Genomic DNA, 16,289 nt, shown 5'->3' with positions numbered 1-16,289 from the left:
TCTCTATCAATAACCGCTGATGTCGGGCCAGCGCAGCTCGACGCCGTCGGCGCTCAGGTGGTTCTGGAATTCGGCGAGCAGTTCCGGGGTGTTGCGGACGGCCCGCGGCGAGACGGCGCGGTCGAGGCAGAACGCGGCCAGCGCGCCGGCCACCTCGCCCGCGTTCCACTCGACCGGATGCAGCCGGTACGAGCCGTTGGTGATGTGCGTGGTGCCGATGTTCTTGCCGGCGGGCAGCAGGTTCTCCATGCGCTGCGGGATCAGGGCCCCGAGCGGGATCTCGAACGGGCAACTGGCGACGTCGATGTAGTTGTCGCCGCCGGTCGACGGGTGCAGGTCGATGCGATACATGCCGACACCGATCGAATCCCCGTACGAGACAGCGCCCTTGTCGCCTCTGACCTGCAACGACAGATCCTGTTCGAGGACCGTGCGCTCGGCCCGGATGCGACGGCCCTCCCGCACGTACGGGGCCATCGCGAGGCCGTCGGCACTGCCGGTGACGTCGCCGCGCAGGCGGAGCCCCGGCCACCCCGTGCCCCCGTCCGGACGCGGCGCCTCGGTCTGCAGCCAGAAGAGCACCGAGTACGACAGCTCGCGGGCGTTCCTCTCGACCTGCGCGGGGTCGGGCACATCGACGTACGGCTGCTCGAAGTAGTCGATCATCGGCCAGTTCACCAGGCAGATGTCGCTCGGATAAAAGCCGTCGGTGAAGTTGCGGCGCGCGGCGATCCGCCGGAACGTCCACAGGTTGCCGTCGCCCGGGTTGACGCGCTGGTCGGCGTCGACGAGCCACGGGTCGTCGTCCGGGTTCGGGGTGAACGACCGCGTCGAGAGCTGCAGCGTGCGGGGGTTGGGCGTCTGCCACGACAGCATCCGCGCGCCCCAGAACGGCGGCTGATAATCGCGCCAGAACCCGTACGCGGAAGGCTTGTCGATGGTGTGATCGCCGTCGACGTGCTCCACCGCGAAACACACCGACAGCGCCTGCATGTTGGCCGGGTCGGCGGTCTCCGGGGCGCTGGGCTCGCCGGTCTCGGCCTGCGACTCGGCGCCGGTCACGTATTCGGTGCCGGTCAGCGGCAGCAGGTCGCCGGTCTCGGTCGCGTCCAGGATGTATGGCGCGGACAGCACGAGTTCGTCGCCGTAGTGGCGGACCGTGACGGCCGTGACCCGGTCACCGTCGGTTTCGGCGGCCACCGGCACAGCGGGTTGCAGCACGGTCAGCCGGCCCGACCCACGGTAGGGGGCGAGCATCGCGTCGATCACGGCCACGGCGACCCGCGGCTCGTGGCAGAGCCGGCTTACGTGCCCGGCGCCGGGGTTGAGGTCGCGGGTGCGGCGGGCCCGGTCGGTGAGCGGATAGTGGGCGCGGTAGTAGTCACGAATGCCGTCGCGCAGCGCCCGGTAGCTGGCGGTGACACCGAACCGTTCCACCCAGCTGTGCTCGTCGGGGGGCACGGCCTGGCTGGTCAGCTGGCCGCCGAGCCACGCGTACTCCTCGGTCAGCAGCACCTTCCGCCCGGCCCGGAGCGCGGCCAGGGCCGCCGCCACTCCGCCCAGACCGCCGCCGATGACCAGCACATCCGCATGCATCTCACGCATGGGCCACCGCCAGGGTCGCGCCGGAGACGGGCTCGCAGGGCAGCAGCCGCTGCCGGTTACCCTCCGTGCCCTCCAGGATCGCCGACAGCACCTCGACGGCCTGCCAGCCCATCGCGCGCCGCGGGATGCGGTAACCACTGAAGTCGAGATCCGTGCTGGCCGGCCGGGTGGGGTCACCCAGAGCCACAAAGGACAGGTCATCCGGTACGCGGAGACCCCGCCGGGCGGCCTCGTCGGCGAGCAGGGCGCCGTCCGCGAACTCCTCGGCGAAGACCGCCGTGCACCGCGCCTCGAGAACCTGATCAAGAGTGGATTTGCCGTTTTTGATATGCACGCCGGTGATGCCTGCCTCCTGGGTTGCTGTCGTGAAGCCGCGGAAGCGGTCGGCGTGCGACTCGGGGCCGCCGCCCTCTCCCACGTACGCGATCCGGCGATGACCGAGCCCGGCGGCCCGGCGGACCTGAGCCGCGGTGGCCGTCGGATAGTCGGCGCCGACGTAGGGAACCGGGCCGCCGGCGTCGTCGCGACGGCCCACGCTGACGAACGGCTGCCCCTCGGCGATCAGCCGGGACAGCTCGGCGGGGTCGAGCCAGCGGCCGAGCAGTATGCAGCCGTCGGCCAGCCGTAGCCGGTTGTCCTGCGAAAATATCCGCCGCCGGCCGTCGATGACGGGGGCGCTGGTGAACAGCAGCAGGTCGCAACCGATGCTCTCGGCGCACTCCTCGATGCCGACCAGGAACGGGTGGTAGAAGTCGCCCAGCCCGGCCGGGAACACCGGCTCGTAGGTGAAGACGCCGAGGAAGCGGTTGCGCTGGGCGGCCAGGCGGCGGGCGATCGGGTCGGCGACATAGCCCGTACGCCGGATGGCCGCGAGCACCCGCTCCCGGGTCTCGGGCGCGATCCGGACGGCGGCGTCGTCGCGCTCGTTGAGCACGATCGAGACGGTCGTCTGGCTGACGCCGGTCATCCGCGCGATGTCCTGCTGCGTCACCCGACCGTTGCTGGATGGCACGTCGGAGTCTCCTCTGTTACGCCGCTAATACGCATTAACAAACGTGGACCGATCGTCGGGCACGAGATCGCCGGCCGTCAAGGAAATGCCTGGACTAATAGGTATTAGCACCTTGACCGGGGTTGTTAACGAGCGTGAAACTTCGAGGCATCCCCGCTCCCCCGGCTCTGGAGGCCGCCCCATGGACAGACGCTCACTGCTTCGAGGTTTCGCCGGCGTGGCCGGAGTGGCCGGGCTCGGCGCCGCGCCGGGCGCGGCCCGGGCGGCCGGACCGGCGGGCATGCCGACTTACACGTATCTGCGCGACGCGCTCAAGACGCCGCTGCGCTACAACCCGACCGGCGAGTTCATCTTCCCGTGCATCCGCGGCGTCTACGACAAGATCAGCGGCGCCCGCAGCCGCTACTACCTGTACTACGCGCCGCACGAGAAGCCGGGCGGCATCTGCGTCGCCGGGGCCGACTCGCTCGACGGGCCGTTCTCCGAATACTCGAACAACCCGGTGATCGACAACGTGCTGCCCAGCACCACCGTCTCGCACGTGTCGTCGCCCCACGTGACCTGGGACGCGGCCACCCGGCAGTTCTTCCTCTACTTCCACGGCGAGAACACCACGACCCGGGTGGCCCGATCGGCCGACGGGCTCACCTTCCGCGACGAGACCCCGATCTTGAGTACGCGTCTCGTGCCCGGCCTGACCGAGACCTCGTACGCCCGGGTCTTCGAGCACACGCTGCCGGGGCGGGGCAACAGATACACGATGGTCTACATGGGCGTGCTCGGCGGCCGGCGGCGCATCTATCACGGCTGGTCGCCGAACGGCTGGGACGGCTGGCAGTTCGCGCAGACGGCCCTGGTCAACCCCGAGCCGGACGGGCTGACCGACATCTCGGGACCGTCGCTGGTGTTCCGCAACGGCACGGTCTACGTCGCCTACCACGGCAACGACGGCCGGATGCGGATCACCGAGGTGGGGCCGGGCCTCGACCGGGAGAACCACCTGGGCGTGTTCTACACCCCCGCGGCCTCGGACAACGGCCGCGCGGCAGCACCGTCGTTCGGCACCGACGGCGGGTCGCAGTACATGTTCTACGAGGCCGGGCCGCGCCTGAACGCCCGCATCTGCATCGCCCGCGCCGCCTGACCGCATTGCCCGGCGGCGCTACCGTCGGGCCCATGGCTCCCGTTTCGTACCCGCGCGCCCTCACGATGGCCGCCCTGCAAGCAGTCCTGAGCGGAAGCTGGATCGCCGCCGGCGAGCTGTCCCCGGCCCGTCGGCGGCTGACCCGCCTCGGCGCGGTGGCGGTGGTGAGCGGAATCGGGTACGTGGTCTCGCCGCCGTCGTCGTCCGACTCCTCGGACTCGCCGGTCACGCTGCGGCTGGTCGCCCCGGGCTCCGCGAACGCGCTGGGCTCCGCGGCCCCGGACCTCGCGGGCTCGCCGGGCACCAATCACCGGGCGGCCGCGGACACGTCGGGCAACGCCGCGGGCACGACCAGCGACGCGGGCGCGACCAGCGACGCGGGCGCGACCAGCGACGCGAGCGCGGCCAACGACGCGGGCACGGCCAACGACGCGGGCCGGGCTGGCGGCGGGGCCGCCGTGACCGGCGACGCGAGCGCGACCAGTGCCGCGGCAGATCCGGCCGGCCATGCGGGCACCGCCGAAAGCGCAGCGCCCGATTCGCCTGACGCGTCCGGTCAGCCCTCGGCCGGGGACGAGCTCGAGGTGTCGTTCGACAAGCGCAAGGCCATCGCGGGCGTGGCCCTCGTCGCGCTGTCGACCGCGGCGATCGTCGGGCGTCGCCGACTGGAGAAGCGGTGGCTGGCCCGCCTCACCCGCGACGGCCACCCCCATCCGACCCGCGGCCTCGCCGTACGGATGGCGGCCGTGGAATTCGCGGCCCAGTTCGCACTGCAGCTCTCCGACCGCCGCCGATCCCGCTCCTGAGCGAAGCGACCAACGCCGGACCGACCAGCGCGCGACCGATCAGCGCCCGGGTCGAACAGCGCCCGAACCGACCAGCGCCCGGGTCGAGCAGCGTCCGAACCCACCGGCGTCCGAACCGACCAGCGCCGGGACCGACCAGCGCCCCGGACCGCTCCTACGCGGCCCGCTCGTCACCCCTCTCGGCCCGTTCGCCCGCCGCGACGGCCAGGCGAACCATGCGTTTCTCCCACAGGCGCCGCAACTCGTGCTTCCAACCGGCCGGTGGGGGCCACGGCACGCCCCACTCGAACAGGGTCTCGCGCGTCCAGCCGCCCCGCCGCGTGCGCGAGGCCTCGACCGTGGTCGGCGCGATGTCGTCACGCAACGGGGGTCCTTGGTAGATCATGTGAGCTCCTCGCCGGGATGAGGTTCGAGCGAATTCTGCTCGTCCCGGCGCTCGCCGGCAGTGCCCAAATCGCAGCCTGTGGACAACCCGGCGGGCTGTGGACAGAGCGTCACGTCCGTCGATCATGTGGTAGGGCGGACGGCCCGGTCATTGTGGACGGCCGGACGCTGACGAGCGCGGCCCGGCTGGTCAGACTTGACGTATGACGGAATCCCGGCGGCCCTGGTGGCACATGGCCGGCACGGCCAAGCAGGGGTTCATTCTCGGCGGCTTCTGGGGCTTCCTCGCCGTCGTTCAAGCGGTGGTGCTCGTGGCCGGCGACGGCGGGCGGCTCAGCATCGTTTTCGGGTCGGGGGCGGCCCTGCTCGCGGCCGGTTATCTGGCGACGGCGATCTCGCTGCGGCAGCGTTGAGCTCGGTGGCCGGCCGGGAGATGATCAGCGGGTGGACGACGCTCAGCGCAGCACGGAGACATTGACGCGTAACGTCATCGAGAACTGGGGCGCGGACGGCGAGCGCTGGCTTTCCGAACTGCCCGCGCTGGTCGACGAGGTCGCGACCGCTTGGGGCGTACGGGTTCTGAAGACCTATCCGATGACTTTCCACTGGGTCGCCGCCGCCGTGTGTGAGGACGGCACCGAAGCGGTTCTGAAACTCGGCGTACCGGATGGGCATCTCGGCTCCGAGGCCGAAGCGCTGCGGGTTTTCGATGGCGAGGGTGCCGTACGGCTGCTGGCCGAGAATGCCGCGAAGGGCGCCCTTCTGGTCGAGCGCGCCGATCCGGGGACGCCGTTGACGGTCGCGGACGAGGCCGCCCTGGTCGAGGTCGGTCACCGGCTTCACCGCGTACGGGCGGGACGGAATCTGCCGCATCTGCGCGAGCTCCGCGGGAGTTTCGAACGGTATCGCGAAGGGCCTGTTCCGCGGCGCATGGTGGATCGGGCGGCCGAACTGTTCGACGACCTGTGCGCCAGTGCGCCGCGGGAAACGGTTCTGCACGGCGACCTGCACCACGGCAATGTGCTGCGCGGCCGCGACGGGGAATGGCTGGCCATCGACCCGCACGGATGGTTCGGGGATCCGGGGTACGACGGCGGCGCGATGCTCTACAACCCGGATCCGGAACGGCGCGACCCGGAACTTCTCGAGCTCGTTCCGCGGCGGATCGAGATGCTCACCGCGTACGAGAAAAAGGAAAGGGTCATCGCCTGGGGTTATGTCATGGGCGTACTCGCCGAATTGTGGACGGTGGAGGCGTCGGGCCAGGTCCGCAGCCGGGCGCTCGACGTGGCGCGCCGGCTGGAGCCGATGCTCGATTAGCGTCGCAGAACGGACGCGCCCAGCGTCATGACGACCATCAGCCCGACAATGACGCCGAACGATACGGTCAGCGACGACACGTGCGCGATTCCGCCGATGATTCCGGGGGCGATCAGACCGCTCCCGTACGCAATTCCGGCCACCCCAGCAATGCTGCGCCCCGGATGTTCGCTGCTGCGCCCGGCCGCGGCGAAAACCAGCGGCACCACCACCGCGATCCCGATGCCGAGCAGGCCGAACCCGGCGATGACCAGCACGACGTGGTCGAGCAGCACGACCATGAGCGCGCCCGCCGTGGCGAACGCGCCGCTGATCCGGACCGTCGTGACCGGCCCGAGTTTCTGCACGACCCGATCCCCGCCGAACCGCGCGACCGCCATGCACACCGAGAAGATCGATACGGTGGCGGCGGCGGTCGCGGCGGGGTGATGCAGCAGGTCACGGACGTAGACGGCGGCCCAGTCGAGGCTGGCGCCCTCGGCGAAGACGGCGCACAGCCCGATCAGGCCGATCGGCAGCACGGCCTTGCTGGGCAGGGCGAACGCCGGGGGCTCCTCGAGGCTGGGGGCGGGCCGGTGCGGCACGATCCACAGCGACGCAACCAGCACCACGACGGCCAGCACAGCGACCGTGATCGCGAAGTGGACCGGCGCACCCAGGCCCGCACGGGCGGCGAAAACCGCGATGGCCGAGCCGCCCAGACCGCCGACGCTCCACCAGCCGTGGAACCCGGACATGACGGACCGTCCGTACCGCTCCTCGACCAGGACGGCGTGCGCGTTCATGGCCACGTCGGCCAGTCCGGCGGTCGCCCCGTAGATCACCAGCGAGGCGCAGAGCAGCCACAACGAGGTGGGCAGCGACGGCAGCATCAGCGCGGCGACCCAGGCGAGCATCAGGACGCGTACGAGGGAACGAAGGTCGAACCGGTGCACGAGCCGCCCGGACAGCGGCATCGCGAGCAGCGCCCCCACCCCGGGCATGAGAAGCGCGATCCCCAGCCCGCCGGGCCCGACCCCCACATGGTCGGCAATCCACGGCACCCGCGCCGCAAAGGTCCCGGTCACGGCCCCGTGAGCCGCGAACACCGCCGACGTGGCCACGCGGGCCCGGCGCAGCCCCACAACCTCAGTACTGATCACGTTCCTGACAGTAAGCGACGCTCAACACCAGCGTCGGCTGACCACCGGCGCCGGCGATGAAATTCGGCAACTGTCCACTCACGACAAGCTGTTGGCTGCGCTTTTCCGGGTCGGGTCACATGGGGGCTTCGGAGGGTGGCCGACGGGTTGGAGAAATACGGCCGGTGGGGTCGCGTACGGGTGGGAATGTCGGTTGAATGACTGGAGGCCGGTTAGTGATGGGAATGGGGGCGTTGTGCCGCTTCGGAGGCGTAAGCAATGGTGGGGCGTGACGCTGGATGCGCCGGACGGGGTCGCGCTGGGGCGGTTCTATTCGCGGCTGCTCGACTGGAAGTTCTATCCGGCCGAGAACGGGCTCGGCGGGGCCGTCGCGCCGTCCGAACAGGCCGGATTCAATCTGGGGTTCCAGACCGAGGAGAAATATGTGCGGCCGGTGTGGCCGGCCCAGGTGGGCGCACCGCAGATGAGCATGCATCTCGAGATCGAGGTCGACGATCTGGAGGAGGCCGTGGCCCATGCCGTGAGTGCGGGGGCGACCGTGGCCGGATATCAGCCGCAGGCCACAGTGCGCGTGATGCTGGATCCGGCCGGGCATCCGTTCTGCCTGTATCTGGATGAGAGCGAACTAGACGAAGGTAAATAGCCGGAGGCCGGGGACAAAGGGCGCGGGCGGGCGCCGCAAGCGGTTCATCCCGACCCGGAAAGGCGCGTCCGGCGGATCGGTGTAGGCCAACTCGTCGAAACCGTTTGCGGCGAAGGCCTCGCGCACGGCGGTGGCGCCGGGGCCGCCGCGGGTCCAGATCACCGTGGCGCCGGGGGTCAGCAGCGTGGGCAGGGCCTCGATCGTGCGGAGGGTGTCGGCGTACGGGATGTTGCCGAAAACGCCGCAAGCGAGCAGGACCTCGGCCGGCGCCACCGGCGCGTAGGGGTCGGTGAGGCCCGCGTCGCCGGTCACCACCGTGACGCCCGCGGGCGCCGACTCGCGGGCGCGGGCGGCCAGTTCCGGATCCCACTCGACCAGGACGGCCTGCGAACCGGCGGGCAGCAGCGGCAGCACGTCACGGCCGTCGCCGGCACACATGCTGATCACGCGGCGCGGGCGGTCGAGCAGGGGGCGCAGATGGTCCCGCACCACCTCGAGCCGGCGGGCCAGCGAGGAACCCGGAACGTCGTAGTCGTCGTGCCAGCGCACCCAGTCCTTGGCCATCGGATCATTAAAGAGCAAAGACGAAGACGCCGCGCCCGGACGAGGGACGCGGCGCCTTCAGGAGCGGGCCAGGCTTACGTCGATGACTGGTGATCCACGGTCTGCACGACGTCCTTGTCGATCCGCGGGTCGCCCTCGTCGGCGAAGTAGTCGTCCCGGGTGGTGCCGTCCACGCCGTCCGGCGTCTTCATGGCCCGCAGGATCAGCGTCACGATCCCGGCCACCAGCAGGTTGACCAGCACGGTGACGAAGCCGACGTAGATGGTGCGCGAGGTGTCGAACCCGAAGTCGGACAGCGGGAACGCCGAGCCGCCGAAGTGGGCCCGGCCGGTCGCCGCGTTCGGGATCTGCCACAGCATCCACATCGACAGGCCCATGCCGGCGACCCAGCCCGCGATCAGCCCGCCACGGTGCAGCCAGCGGGTGAACAGGCCGATCGCCACCGCGGGCGCGGTCTGCAGGATGATGATGCCGCCGATCAGCTGCAGGTCGATGGAGAACTGCGGGTCGAGGAAGACGATGCAGGCGACCGCCCCGACCTTCACCACCAGCGACGTGATCTTGGAGACGCGCGCCTCCTGGGCGTGGCTGGCGTCCTTGCGCAGGTATTCCTTGTAGATGTTGCGGGTGAACAGGTTGGCCGCGGCGATCGACATGATCGCGGCCGGCACCAGCGCGCCGATGCCGATGGCGGCGAACGCGACGCCCGCGAACCACGCCGGGAACTGCATGTCGAACAGCAACGGCACGACCGTGTTGCTGTCCACTTTGCCGGTCGCCGGGTCGGTGATCGGCTTGACGCCGGACGCGATGGCCGCGTAGCCGAGCAGGGCGAGAAGGCCGAGCAGGAAGCTGTACGCCGGCAGGGCCGACATGTTCCGCTTGATCACGTTGCGGTTCTTGCTGGCCAGCACCCCAGTGATGCTGTGCGGATAGAGGAACAGCGCCAGCGCCGAGCCGAGGGCCAGGGTGATGTACTGGAGCTGGTTGTTGGCGTTCAGCGTGATGCCGTCGTTGGGCGCCGGTGAGGCGTCGAACTTGGCCTGCGCGGCGTCGAAGATGCTGCCCCAGCCGCCCAGCTTGTAGGGCAGATAGATGACGGCCACCAGGATCACGATGTAGATCAGCGTGTCCTTGACGAAGGCGATCAGCGCCGGGGCGCGCAGACCCGACTGATAGGTGTACGCGGCCAGGATCGCGAACGCGATGATGATCGGCGCGTGCCGGGCCAGCATGCTGTCGCCGGTCACGCCCATCGTCTTGAGCACGGCCTCGATGCCGATCAGCTGCAGGGCGATGTACGGCATGGTGGCGACGATGCCGGTGATGGCGATCAGCAGGGCCAGCGTCGGCGAGTCGAACCGGGTGCGGACGAAGTCGGCCGGGGTGACGAAGCCGTGCCGGTGCGACACCGACCAGAGCCGGATCAGGATCAGGAAGAACAGCGGATAGATGACGATCGTGTACGGGACCGCGAAGAACCCGGCCGCGCCGGCGCCGAAGATCAGCGCGGGCACGGCGACGAACGTGTACGCCGTGTAGAGGTCGCCGCCGACCAGGAACCAGGTGATCCAGCCGCCGAAGCTGCGGCCGCCCAGGCCCCACTCGTCGAGGTGTTCCATGTTCTTCGGCGCCCGCCACCGTGCGGCCACGAAGCCCATGCCACTGACCAGCAGGAACAAGAAGGAGAAGACGATGATCTCGGTGATGTGGTCGCTCATGCCGTCACCGCTTCTTGGTCATCTGGTAGACGATCGAGGTGGTGACCACGCCGACGATGATGAACGCGAACTGCAGCCAGTAGAAGGCCGGGAAACCCCACAACCGGGGCGAGTCGTGATTGAACAACGGGGTCAGCACCGGCAGCACGATGGGGATCACGAGCAGCCAGTTCCAGGGGCTGCGATCGCTGCGGGCGGTGGGCACTGCTTTCGGCGCTTCGGGCTCCGCCATCAGCCGTACCTCCTCGTAACTGTGGAGACGGTCACAGTCACGCTAACGACACACGCCCGTTACAAGCGATCATCGTGCGCCCAACGGCTGACAAACTGCGCCGAGCGGCGTCCGGCGATCTCGGGGAACGGCCGGCCCGCCCATGACGAGCCGGCCGTTCCACCGCTTCCTACAGCGCGTCGAGCCTGGCCAGGGCCTCACGGATCTTCGCCGTGAGCTGCTCGTCGGTGAGGTCGCCGGGCCCACGCAGCCCCACCGGGATCACGTAGTCGTCTTCAAGCAGATAGAAGACGTCGAGCAGCACCCTTTCGAACGGCGCCCGCGTACGCTCGCCGTCGTTCAGCACCTGACGACGAGCATCGAACCAGTCGACGGCGAACCGCGGCCCGCTGATCTCTCCGGCCACCAGGCGGCGCATCAGGTCCACCTGGGTTGCCGTCCCGGAGCCGGGCGGGGCTTCGGCCGGCCGCGCCCAGGCCCGCGGCCGTTCCGGTGGGGTCACCAGAGCCAGCCCTTGTCGATGATGTCGGTGAACTGGTTGTCACCCAGCTTGTAGCCGGTCCAGAACGAGCCGTCCTTGGGGTTCAGCATGACCATCTTCTTGCTCGCCGGGTCGATGAACCCGACTGCCGGGCCCTGCCCACGGTAGTTGAACCGGTAGATCTTCGTGTTGGGCGCCGTCATGTGGTTACGCATGATCTGTTCCCACTCGGCCAGGCTCTTGTTGGTCGCGCTGCCGCTCAGGTTCCAGTCTGTCTTGTGGGCGTCCCACTTCTTCTGCATGGTCGACCGCTTGCTGAAGTTGGCCTTCTTGGCCCATCCGGCCGCGGCGCTGCCGCAGTTGGCCGCCGCCGCCCGCTGCGCAGCCGCCGCGCGGGCCTGCGGAACGACCTTGCAGGCCTCACCCATCTGCTGGGCGAACTCCTCGAGCTCCTTGAGACCCTTCTTACCCGCCTTGACCTCGTCCAGGAACTTCCGCAGCTTCGGCGCCAGACGCAGGACCTGCTTGATCGCCTTGCCGCCGGTGCTGAAGATCTTGCTGGCCGGGATGATGCTGGCCAGCGTCCACAGGCACGCCTCGACGTTGCCCTCGGTGAAGCACTTCTTGACGTCGGTCCAGCCGGACAGGTCGGCGATCAGGTCACCGAGGTTGTCCTCGATGAAGTCGAGGATGTCCTGACCGGCCAGGTTCTTGTACTGCAGGTAGCGCTCGCGGTCCTCGGGGCTGAGCTGGTCGAGGATCTCCTGCTCGCGGTTGGGGTCGGGCACGCCGTTGTCGCCTTCGAGGGCGGCGCCGCGCGCGTCCTGCTCCCGCTGCCGCTCGGCCGCCTCGGCCCGGTCGGCCGCCTGCTGTGCCTCCACGGCGTGCGAGAAGGCGAGATCGACGGCCTTGTCGGCGTCGTCGGCCCACTTCTGGGCCTCGTCGGCATTGGTGCGCGCCTCGGCGGCATAGCCCTCGGCGTCGGTGGCCGACTTCCGCGCGGCGGCCGCGTCGGCCTCGGCCGCGCTGGCCGCGGCGGCCGCGGCGTTGGCGTCGGACTGGGCCGCCTGGGCGCTCCGGCCGGCGATGGCCGCGTCGTTGGCCGCCTGGTTCGCCGCCGCGCGGGCGGCCGCGGCATCGGCACGGGCCCGGGCGTCGGCGGCCGCCGCATTCGCCGCGGCGGCCCGCGCCGCGGCGCCGTCGACCGCGGCCTCGGCCGCCGCCTTCTTCGCCTCGGCGGCCGACTTGGCCGCGTCCGAGGCCGCCTTGGCCGCGTCCGCCGCCGACTGGTAGGCCGGTCGCACCTGCTCGGTGGCCCGCTCGGCGGCCTGCTGGGCGAGGTCGGCCGCGGTCAGCGCCTCGGCGGCGCGCCGCGCGGCGGCCTCGGCCTGTTCGGCGCCGATGGTGCGGGCCTGCTCGGCCACCACGGCCACGAAGTCGGCGTCGATGTCGGCGCCGGTGAACGGCGTGACCAGTCCGATCGCGGCGTTGGCCGGTTCGGCGATGCCGGCGGCCGACTGCCGGGCCGCCGCGGCGGCGGTCACCGCCAGGTCGGCCTGGTGAGCGGCCGCCACCGCCTCGGTGGTGGCTGCCTGCGCCTCGTCGCGGGTGCGGTTGGCCGCCCAGAGCGCCTGCACCGCTTCCTCCGCGGCCTGCTGTGCGAACCGCACCGCGGCCGCGGCGGCCTCGGCCGCCTTGACCTGCTGCCGGGTGGCCTCGGCGGCCTGGGCGTCGGCCCGCAGACGCGCGGCGTGAGTCGCCCGCGCGTCGGCCTCGGCGGCGTCGGCGGCCGCGTCCGCGCGGGCCGCGGCGGCCTCGGCGGCCTGCGCGGCGGCGAGGGCACGAGAGGCGGCTTGCTGGGCCTGGGTGGCGGCCGCCCGGGAGTTGGCGGCGGCGCCGGTGGCGACGTTGGCCGAGCCCCGGGCCGAGCGGGCGGCGGTGCCGGCCACGCCGGCCTGCGCGTTCGCCTCGTCGGCCTGACGCTGCGCCTCGGCGCCGGCGGAGTCGCTCGCGTAGGCCTTGGCCTGCGCCTCGAGCGCCTTGGCCTTGGCCTTGGCGGTCTGCTCGGCCCGTTCGGCCTCGAGCGCGGCGTCGCGGGCCTGCCGGGACGCGTCCTCCTGTTTCCAGGCTCGGACGTCGGCCTGCTCGGCCGCCTGGTTGGCGGAGACCGACTTGTCGCGGGCGCCGCGGGCGATCGCCGCCTGGGCGTCCGCGTTGCCGCGAGCCGACCGGGCGATGGCCGCCTGCTCCTCGGCCCGGGCCCGCGCCGCGGCCGCGTTGGCCCGCTCCCGCTCGGCGATGACGCGCTGCTGCCGCGCGGTCTCGGCCTCGGCCTCGGCGGTCAACCGGTGCTGGTGGGCGCGGGCCGCGGCGGCCACGGCGGTGGCTTCGGCCTGCTCAGCCTTGGCCCGGGCGGCCTTGGTGCGCGCGGCGGCTGTCTTGGCCGCGGCGGCCTGCTTGGCGGCGGCCGCGGCGAGCTTCTTGGCGGCGGCCGCGTGGTCCGCGGCCAGCTTGCGCCATTTCTCCGCCTGCCGGGCGTGTGCCTCCGCCTTGGCCTGGGCGTCCTGCGCGTTGTTGGTGGCGATGGTGGCGTCGATGGCGTTCAGCGCGGTCTCGGTCGCCCCGACCGCGGCGGTGGACGCCTCCGACATGCCGTTGACGATCAGCGACCACTCGGCCCCGTAGACGAGGCCGGTGTCGACCAGATCGTCGGCGGCCGTGGTGGCGATCGCCGCCGCCGAGGCGGCCTGGCCGGCGGCCTGCTGCGCGGCGCGCAGCTCGTTGGCGGACTGCGTCTTCGCGGCGTTCAGCTCGGGCACCTTGGACGCCGACGTGCCGGCCCCGGCGGTCAGCACACGCTCGGCGTGCCGGGCCGCGTTCGCGGCGCCACCCATGGCGTTGGCCGCGCGCTGGAGCGCCCGGACCGCATCACCGTGCGCGGCCAGCAGCCGGGTCCGCGCCTCGGAGGCCCGCTTGGCCCGCTGGGCCAGGTCGGACAGCTCCTCGGCGGCCTTGTTCCGCGCCTCCAGGTCCTTCAGATACTGCTCGCGCTCGGCGGCATCGGCCTTGGCCGCGACCAGATATCCGGTCGCCCAGAACGCCGCCACCGCGGCGTCATCGCCGGCCAGGGCCTGGTCGGCCGTGAGCTTGACCTGGGACCCGGCCGGCGCGGCGGCGGCGAACACCCGCAACCGGTCGCGCAGCTGGGTGGCGCGCTCCCGGCCGGCGGCGGCGACCTTTTCGTCACGGGCGCGGGCCACGTCCGCGCCGTAGGCGAGAAACGCCGACCGGTCGCCGTCGGTGCCGCCCAGTACCCGCTGCACCTCGGCGTTGAAGTAGGGACCGCCGGTGCCGGCCATGGCCCGGATCCGGGTCAGGTTGTCCGCCGCCTCCTGCTTCTTGCGGGCGGCGACCTGCTTGGTCAGGGCCGGCATGTCCACCATGGCGAACTTCTGGATGGCGGCCGGGTCGGCGGCGGCCAGGGCGGCCAGGGCGGCGTCGCGGATCTCCGGCTCTTCGGTGAACTTGGCCACGTCGGCGACCGCCTTGCGCCACCGCTCGTTCGAGGTGTCGATGCCGGTCTTGCCGTCCCACGACTCCGTCACGAGCGGCGGAATGGGCAGCGGATCGCCTTCGGCCAGCAGGCGGGCGGAGAAGGGCGCCGCCGCCGCGGGCGGCGCGTGCACCACCGGGACGAGGACAGCCGCTGCCAGTACGGCCGTCACAAAGGTGTGCAGCCGTCGTCGCATTCGCATATTCAATTTCCCCCGTGTACTTACTGCAAAGACGCCTGCGTCAAGTGATCAGTCTCGATGCGGCTGAGACATTGAAGCATGCCGGGCCGAAAAAATGCGCCCACCCCCGGACGGGGATGGGCGCAGACAGCGGAGCAACCGGTCAGGGGGTCCAGAGACCGGTGTGGACGGCCTTGGTCAGCGACGCGTTGGCGTCGTCGCCGTCGAGCGACCACATCATGGCGCCGCCCAGGCCCTTGGCCCGGATGTACAGGGTCTTCTGCAGCATCATGGCCGGGTCGTCGTAGGTCCAGAACGTGGTGCCGTCGAACAGCCAGGAGTGGCCGGCCTTGAGGTCGCGGTAGACCTTGAAGCCGGGCAGGGTCTTGACCGTCTTGTAGTCCTCGGTGCCGGCCGCGAACTTGCCCGGCGCCGCGCCGGTGGCCGGGGCGAACAGACCGTTGCCGCCCGCGGTGACGCCGGTCCAGCCCTGGCTGTAGTAGGGCAGGCCGAGCACCAGCTTCTTGCGCGGGGCGCCCACCGAGAGCCACTTGTTGATCGCGACCTCGGACGAGAAGTCCGGGTTGTCGGGTGCGCCCTTGGGGACGAAGAGCGCGGACTGCTGGTTGGTGCGGGCCTCCCACGAGCCGTGGAAGTCGTAGCCCTGCACGGTCGCGAAGTCGAGGTACTTGAAGATCTTGCCTTCGAAGCCGGCGTCGACCTTGACCGGCGCGGCGGGCAGGAAGGCCGTGAGGTCGTAGTGCTTGCGGGTGGAGCGCGAGAGAGCGTCCAGCTGCGAACGGAACTCCTCGGTCAGCAGCGTGAAGTTCTGCTTGTCCTCGGGCCGGATGATGTTGCCGACCTCGCCCGCGGATCCGGGCCACTCCCAGTCGAGGTCGATGCCGTCGAGGATGCCGGCGGCCACCCCGGCCGGCAGACCGGGCAGGTTGCCCTTGATCCACAGGTCGACGCAGGACGAGACGAGCTTCTTGCGGGACGCGTCGGTCAGGGCCGCGTCCGAGAAGTATTTCGAGCCGGACCAGCCGCCGAGCGAGATCAGCACGCGCAGCTTCGGGTTCTTGGCCTTCAGTTCCTTGATCTGGTTGAGGTTGCCGGCGATCGGCTGGCCCTCGACGTCGGCGACACCGTCGACGCTGTTCTCGGCCGAGAACGGGGTCTGCCAGTCGGCCCACGCGTCGGCCGAGGCGCAGAGGCCGTCCGCGGTGACCGGGCCGAACGCGTAGTTGATGTGGGTCAGCCGGGCCGCGGCGCCGGACTTCTGCACCTTGGCCAGCTGGAAGTCGCGGCCGTAGATGCCCCACTGGGTGAAGTAGCCGACCTTGACGTACGGCTTGACGCTTGCCTGTGCGGGTGTTGCCGCGACCGTCGACGCCACCGCGGCGAGGGCCGCCACGGCGACGAGACGTCGGGTGAGAACGCGCATGAGCCCTCCCGGGCCGAAACGTTGAAGAAAGTTTCCTAATCGAGGAAGCTAAACGTC

Annotated in this window: 15 protein-coding genes; 5 read left to right on the top strand and 10 right to left on the bottom strand. The window is 70.9% G+C overall.

The genetic code is table 11. The features are described from left to right. Positions 1-6: 6 nt before the first annotated feature. Both ACZ3I4_RS46580 and ACZ3I4_RS46575 read right to left on the bottom strand, forming a co-directional pair. A complete protein-coding gene (locus ACZ3I4_RS46580) occupies positions 7-1,605 on the bottom strand; it encodes an FAD-dependent oxidoreductase (RefSeq protein ID WP_465388608.1) in 1,599 nt (532 codons plus the stop codon). Further along, positions 1,598-2,596, bottom strand: coding sequence for a LacI family DNA-binding transcriptional regulator (locus ACZ3I4_RS46575; RefSeq protein ID WP_465388607.1), 999 nt, complete (start codon positions 2,594-2,596; stop codon positions 1,598-1,600). Before ACZ3I4_RS46575 ends, ACZ3I4_RS46580 begins: the two co-directional genes overlap by 8 nt. A 202-nt stretch (positions 2,597-2,798) precedes the next feature. Here ACZ3I4_RS46575 and ACZ3I4_RS46570 point away from each other — a divergent pair, with 202 nt between their 5' ends. Together ACZ3I4_RS46570 and ACZ3I4_RS46565 are read left to right on the top strand one after the other, a co-directional pair. Continuing rightward, positions 2,799-3,761: a glycoside hydrolase family protein gene (locus ACZ3I4_RS46570; protein ID WP_465388606.1), complete on the top strand. Its 963-nt coding sequence runs from the start codon at positions 2,799-2,801 to the stop codon at positions 3,759-3,761. Between the two features lie 32 nt (positions 3,762-3,793). Further along, on the top strand, positions 3,794-4,567 hold the full coding sequence (locus tag ACZ3I4_RS46565; protein ID WP_465388605.1) for a hypothetical protein: 774 nt from the start codon (positions 3,794-3,796) through the stop codon (positions 4,565-4,567). Between the two features lie 154 nt (positions 4,568-4,721). Here ACZ3I4_RS46565 and ACZ3I4_RS46560 read toward each other — a convergent pair whose 3' ends face one another. Beyond that, complete coding sequence (locus ACZ3I4_RS46560; protein WP_465388604.1) at positions 4,722-4,952, bottom strand: hypothetical protein; 231 nt, start codon at positions 4,950-4,952, stop codon at positions 4,722-4,724. A 202-nt stretch (positions 4,953-5,154) separates the two neighbouring features. On the opposite strand from ACZ3I4_RS46560, the gene ACZ3I4_RS46555 reads away from it, so the two are divergent. After that, complete coding sequence (locus tag ACZ3I4_RS46555) at positions 5,155-5,364, top strand: hypothetical protein (RefSeq protein WP_465388603.1); 210 nt, start codon at positions 5,155-5,157, stop codon at positions 5,362-5,364. Between the two features lie 31 nt (positions 5,365-5,395). Further along, positions 5,396-6,271, top strand: coding sequence for an aminoglycoside phosphotransferase family protein (locus tag ACZ3I4_RS46550; RefSeq protein ID WP_465388602.1), 876 nt, complete (start codon positions 5,396-5,398; stop codon positions 6,269-6,271). On the opposite strand, the gene ACZ3I4_RS46545 is transcribed toward ACZ3I4_RS46550, so the two are convergent. Further along, entirely contained in the window at positions 6,268-7,413 is a 1,146-nt protein-coding gene (locus ACZ3I4_RS46545; protein WP_465388601.1) for an MFS transporter, read from the bottom strand. The genes ACZ3I4_RS46550 and ACZ3I4_RS46545 overlap by 4 nt on opposite strands. Before the next feature lie 268 nt (positions 7,414-7,681). Here ACZ3I4_RS46545 and ACZ3I4_RS46540 point away from each other — a divergent pair, with 268 nt between their 5' ends. Further along, positions 7,682-8,056: a VOC family protein gene (locus ACZ3I4_RS46540; protein ID WP_465388600.1), complete on the top strand. Its 375-nt coding sequence runs from the start codon at positions 7,682-7,684 to the stop codon at positions 8,054-8,056. Here ACZ3I4_RS46540 and ACZ3I4_RS46535 read toward each other — a convergent pair. The 6 genes from ACZ3I4_RS46535 to ACZ3I4_RS46510 form a co-directional block, all read right to left on the bottom strand. Beyond that, complete coding sequence (locus ACZ3I4_RS46535; protein WP_465388599.1) at positions 8,039-8,620, bottom strand: class I SAM-dependent methyltransferase; 582 nt, start codon at positions 8,618-8,620, stop codon at positions 8,039-8,041. The two genes, ACZ3I4_RS46540 and ACZ3I4_RS46535, sit on opposite strands and share 18 nt — an antisense overlap. Before the next feature lie 74 nt (positions 8,621-8,694). Then, complete coding sequence (gene mctP, locus ACZ3I4_RS46530; RefSeq protein WP_465388598.1) at positions 8,695-10,341, bottom strand: monocarboxylate uptake permease MctP; 1,647 nt, start codon at positions 10,339-10,341, stop codon at positions 8,695-8,697. Between the two features lie 4 nt (positions 10,342-10,345). Next, positions 10,346-10,573 (bottom strand): DUF3311 domain-containing protein, encoded by a 228-nt coding sequence (locus ACZ3I4_RS46525; protein ID WP_465388597.1) that lies wholly within the window; start codon positions 10,571-10,573, stop codon positions 10,346-10,348. A gap of 169 nt (positions 10,574-10,742) precedes the next feature. Further along, positions 10,743-11,075 carry a hypothetical protein gene (locus ACZ3I4_RS46520; RefSeq protein ID WP_465388596.1) on the bottom strand — a complete coding sequence of 111 codons (333 nt, stop codon included), beginning with the start codon at positions 11,073-11,075 and terminating at the stop codon, positions 10,743-10,745. Then, the gene (locus tag ACZ3I4_RS46515) at positions 11,072-14,803 is read right to left on the bottom strand and encodes a colicin D domain-containing protein (RefSeq protein ID WP_465388595.1); all 3,732 of its coding nucleotides are present in this window, start codon (positions 14,801-14,803) and stop codon (positions 11,072-11,074) included. The genes ACZ3I4_RS46520 and ACZ3I4_RS46515 overlap by 4 nt, the downstream gene beginning before the upstream one ends. A gap of 148 nt (positions 14,804-14,951) precedes the next feature. Next, positions 14,952-16,232, bottom strand: a complete 1,281-nt coding sequence (locus tag ACZ3I4_RS46510) for a glycoside hydrolase family 18 protein (RefSeq protein ID WP_465388594.1) — start codon at positions 16,230-16,232, stop codon at positions 14,952-14,954. Between the last annotated feature and the right edge of the window lie 57 nt (positions 16,233-16,289).

It is taken from the genome of Actinoplanes sp. NPDC021490 (assembly GCF_055562135.1).
Note: the sequence above shows the minus strand (reverse complement) of the source record. Positions and strands in the feature narration are given on the sequence as shown.

Bases quoted from the DNA above. Each gene is read 5' to 3' on its own strand.
- ACZ3I4_RS46580 (WP_465388608.1), bottom strand. From the start codon at position 1,605: ATGCGTGAGATGCATGCGGATGTGCTGGTCATCGGCGGCGGTCTGGGC.
- ACZ3I4_RS46570 (WP_465388606.1), top strand. From the start codon at position 2,799: ATGGACAGACGCTCACTGCTTCGAGGTTTCGCCGGCGTGGCCGGAGTG.
- ACZ3I4_RS46565 (WP_465388605.1), top strand. From the start codon at position 3,794: ATGGCTCCCGTTTCGTACCCGCGCGCCCTCACGATGGCCGCCCTGCAA.
- ACZ3I4_RS46560 (WP_465388604.1), bottom strand. From the start codon at position 4,952: ATGATCTACCAAGGACCCCCGTTGCGTGACGACATCGCGCCGACCACG.
- ACZ3I4_RS46555 (WP_465388603.1), top strand. From the start codon at position 5,155: ATGACGGAATCCCGGCGGCCCTGGTGGCACATGGCCGGCACGGCCAAG.
- ACZ3I4_RS46535 (WP_465388599.1), bottom strand. From the start codon at position 8,620: ATGGCCAAGGACTGGGTGCGCTGGCACGACGACTACGACGTTCCGGGT.
- mctP (WP_465388598.1), bottom strand. From the start codon at position 10,341: ATGAGCGACCACATCACCGAGATCATCGTCTTCTCCTTCTTGTTCCTG.
- ACZ3I4_RS46525 (WP_465388597.1), bottom strand. From the start codon at position 10,573: ATGGCGGAGCCCGAAGCGCCGAAAGCAGTGCCCACCGCCCGCAGCGAT.
- ACZ3I4_RS46515 (WP_465388595.1), bottom strand. From the start codon at position 14,803: ATGCGACGACGGCTGCACACCTTTGTGACGGCCGTACTGGCAGCGGCT.
- ACZ3I4_RS46510 (WP_465388594.1), bottom strand. From the start codon at position 16,232: ATGCGCGTTCTCACCCGACGTCTCGTCGCCGTGGCGGCCCTCGCCGCG.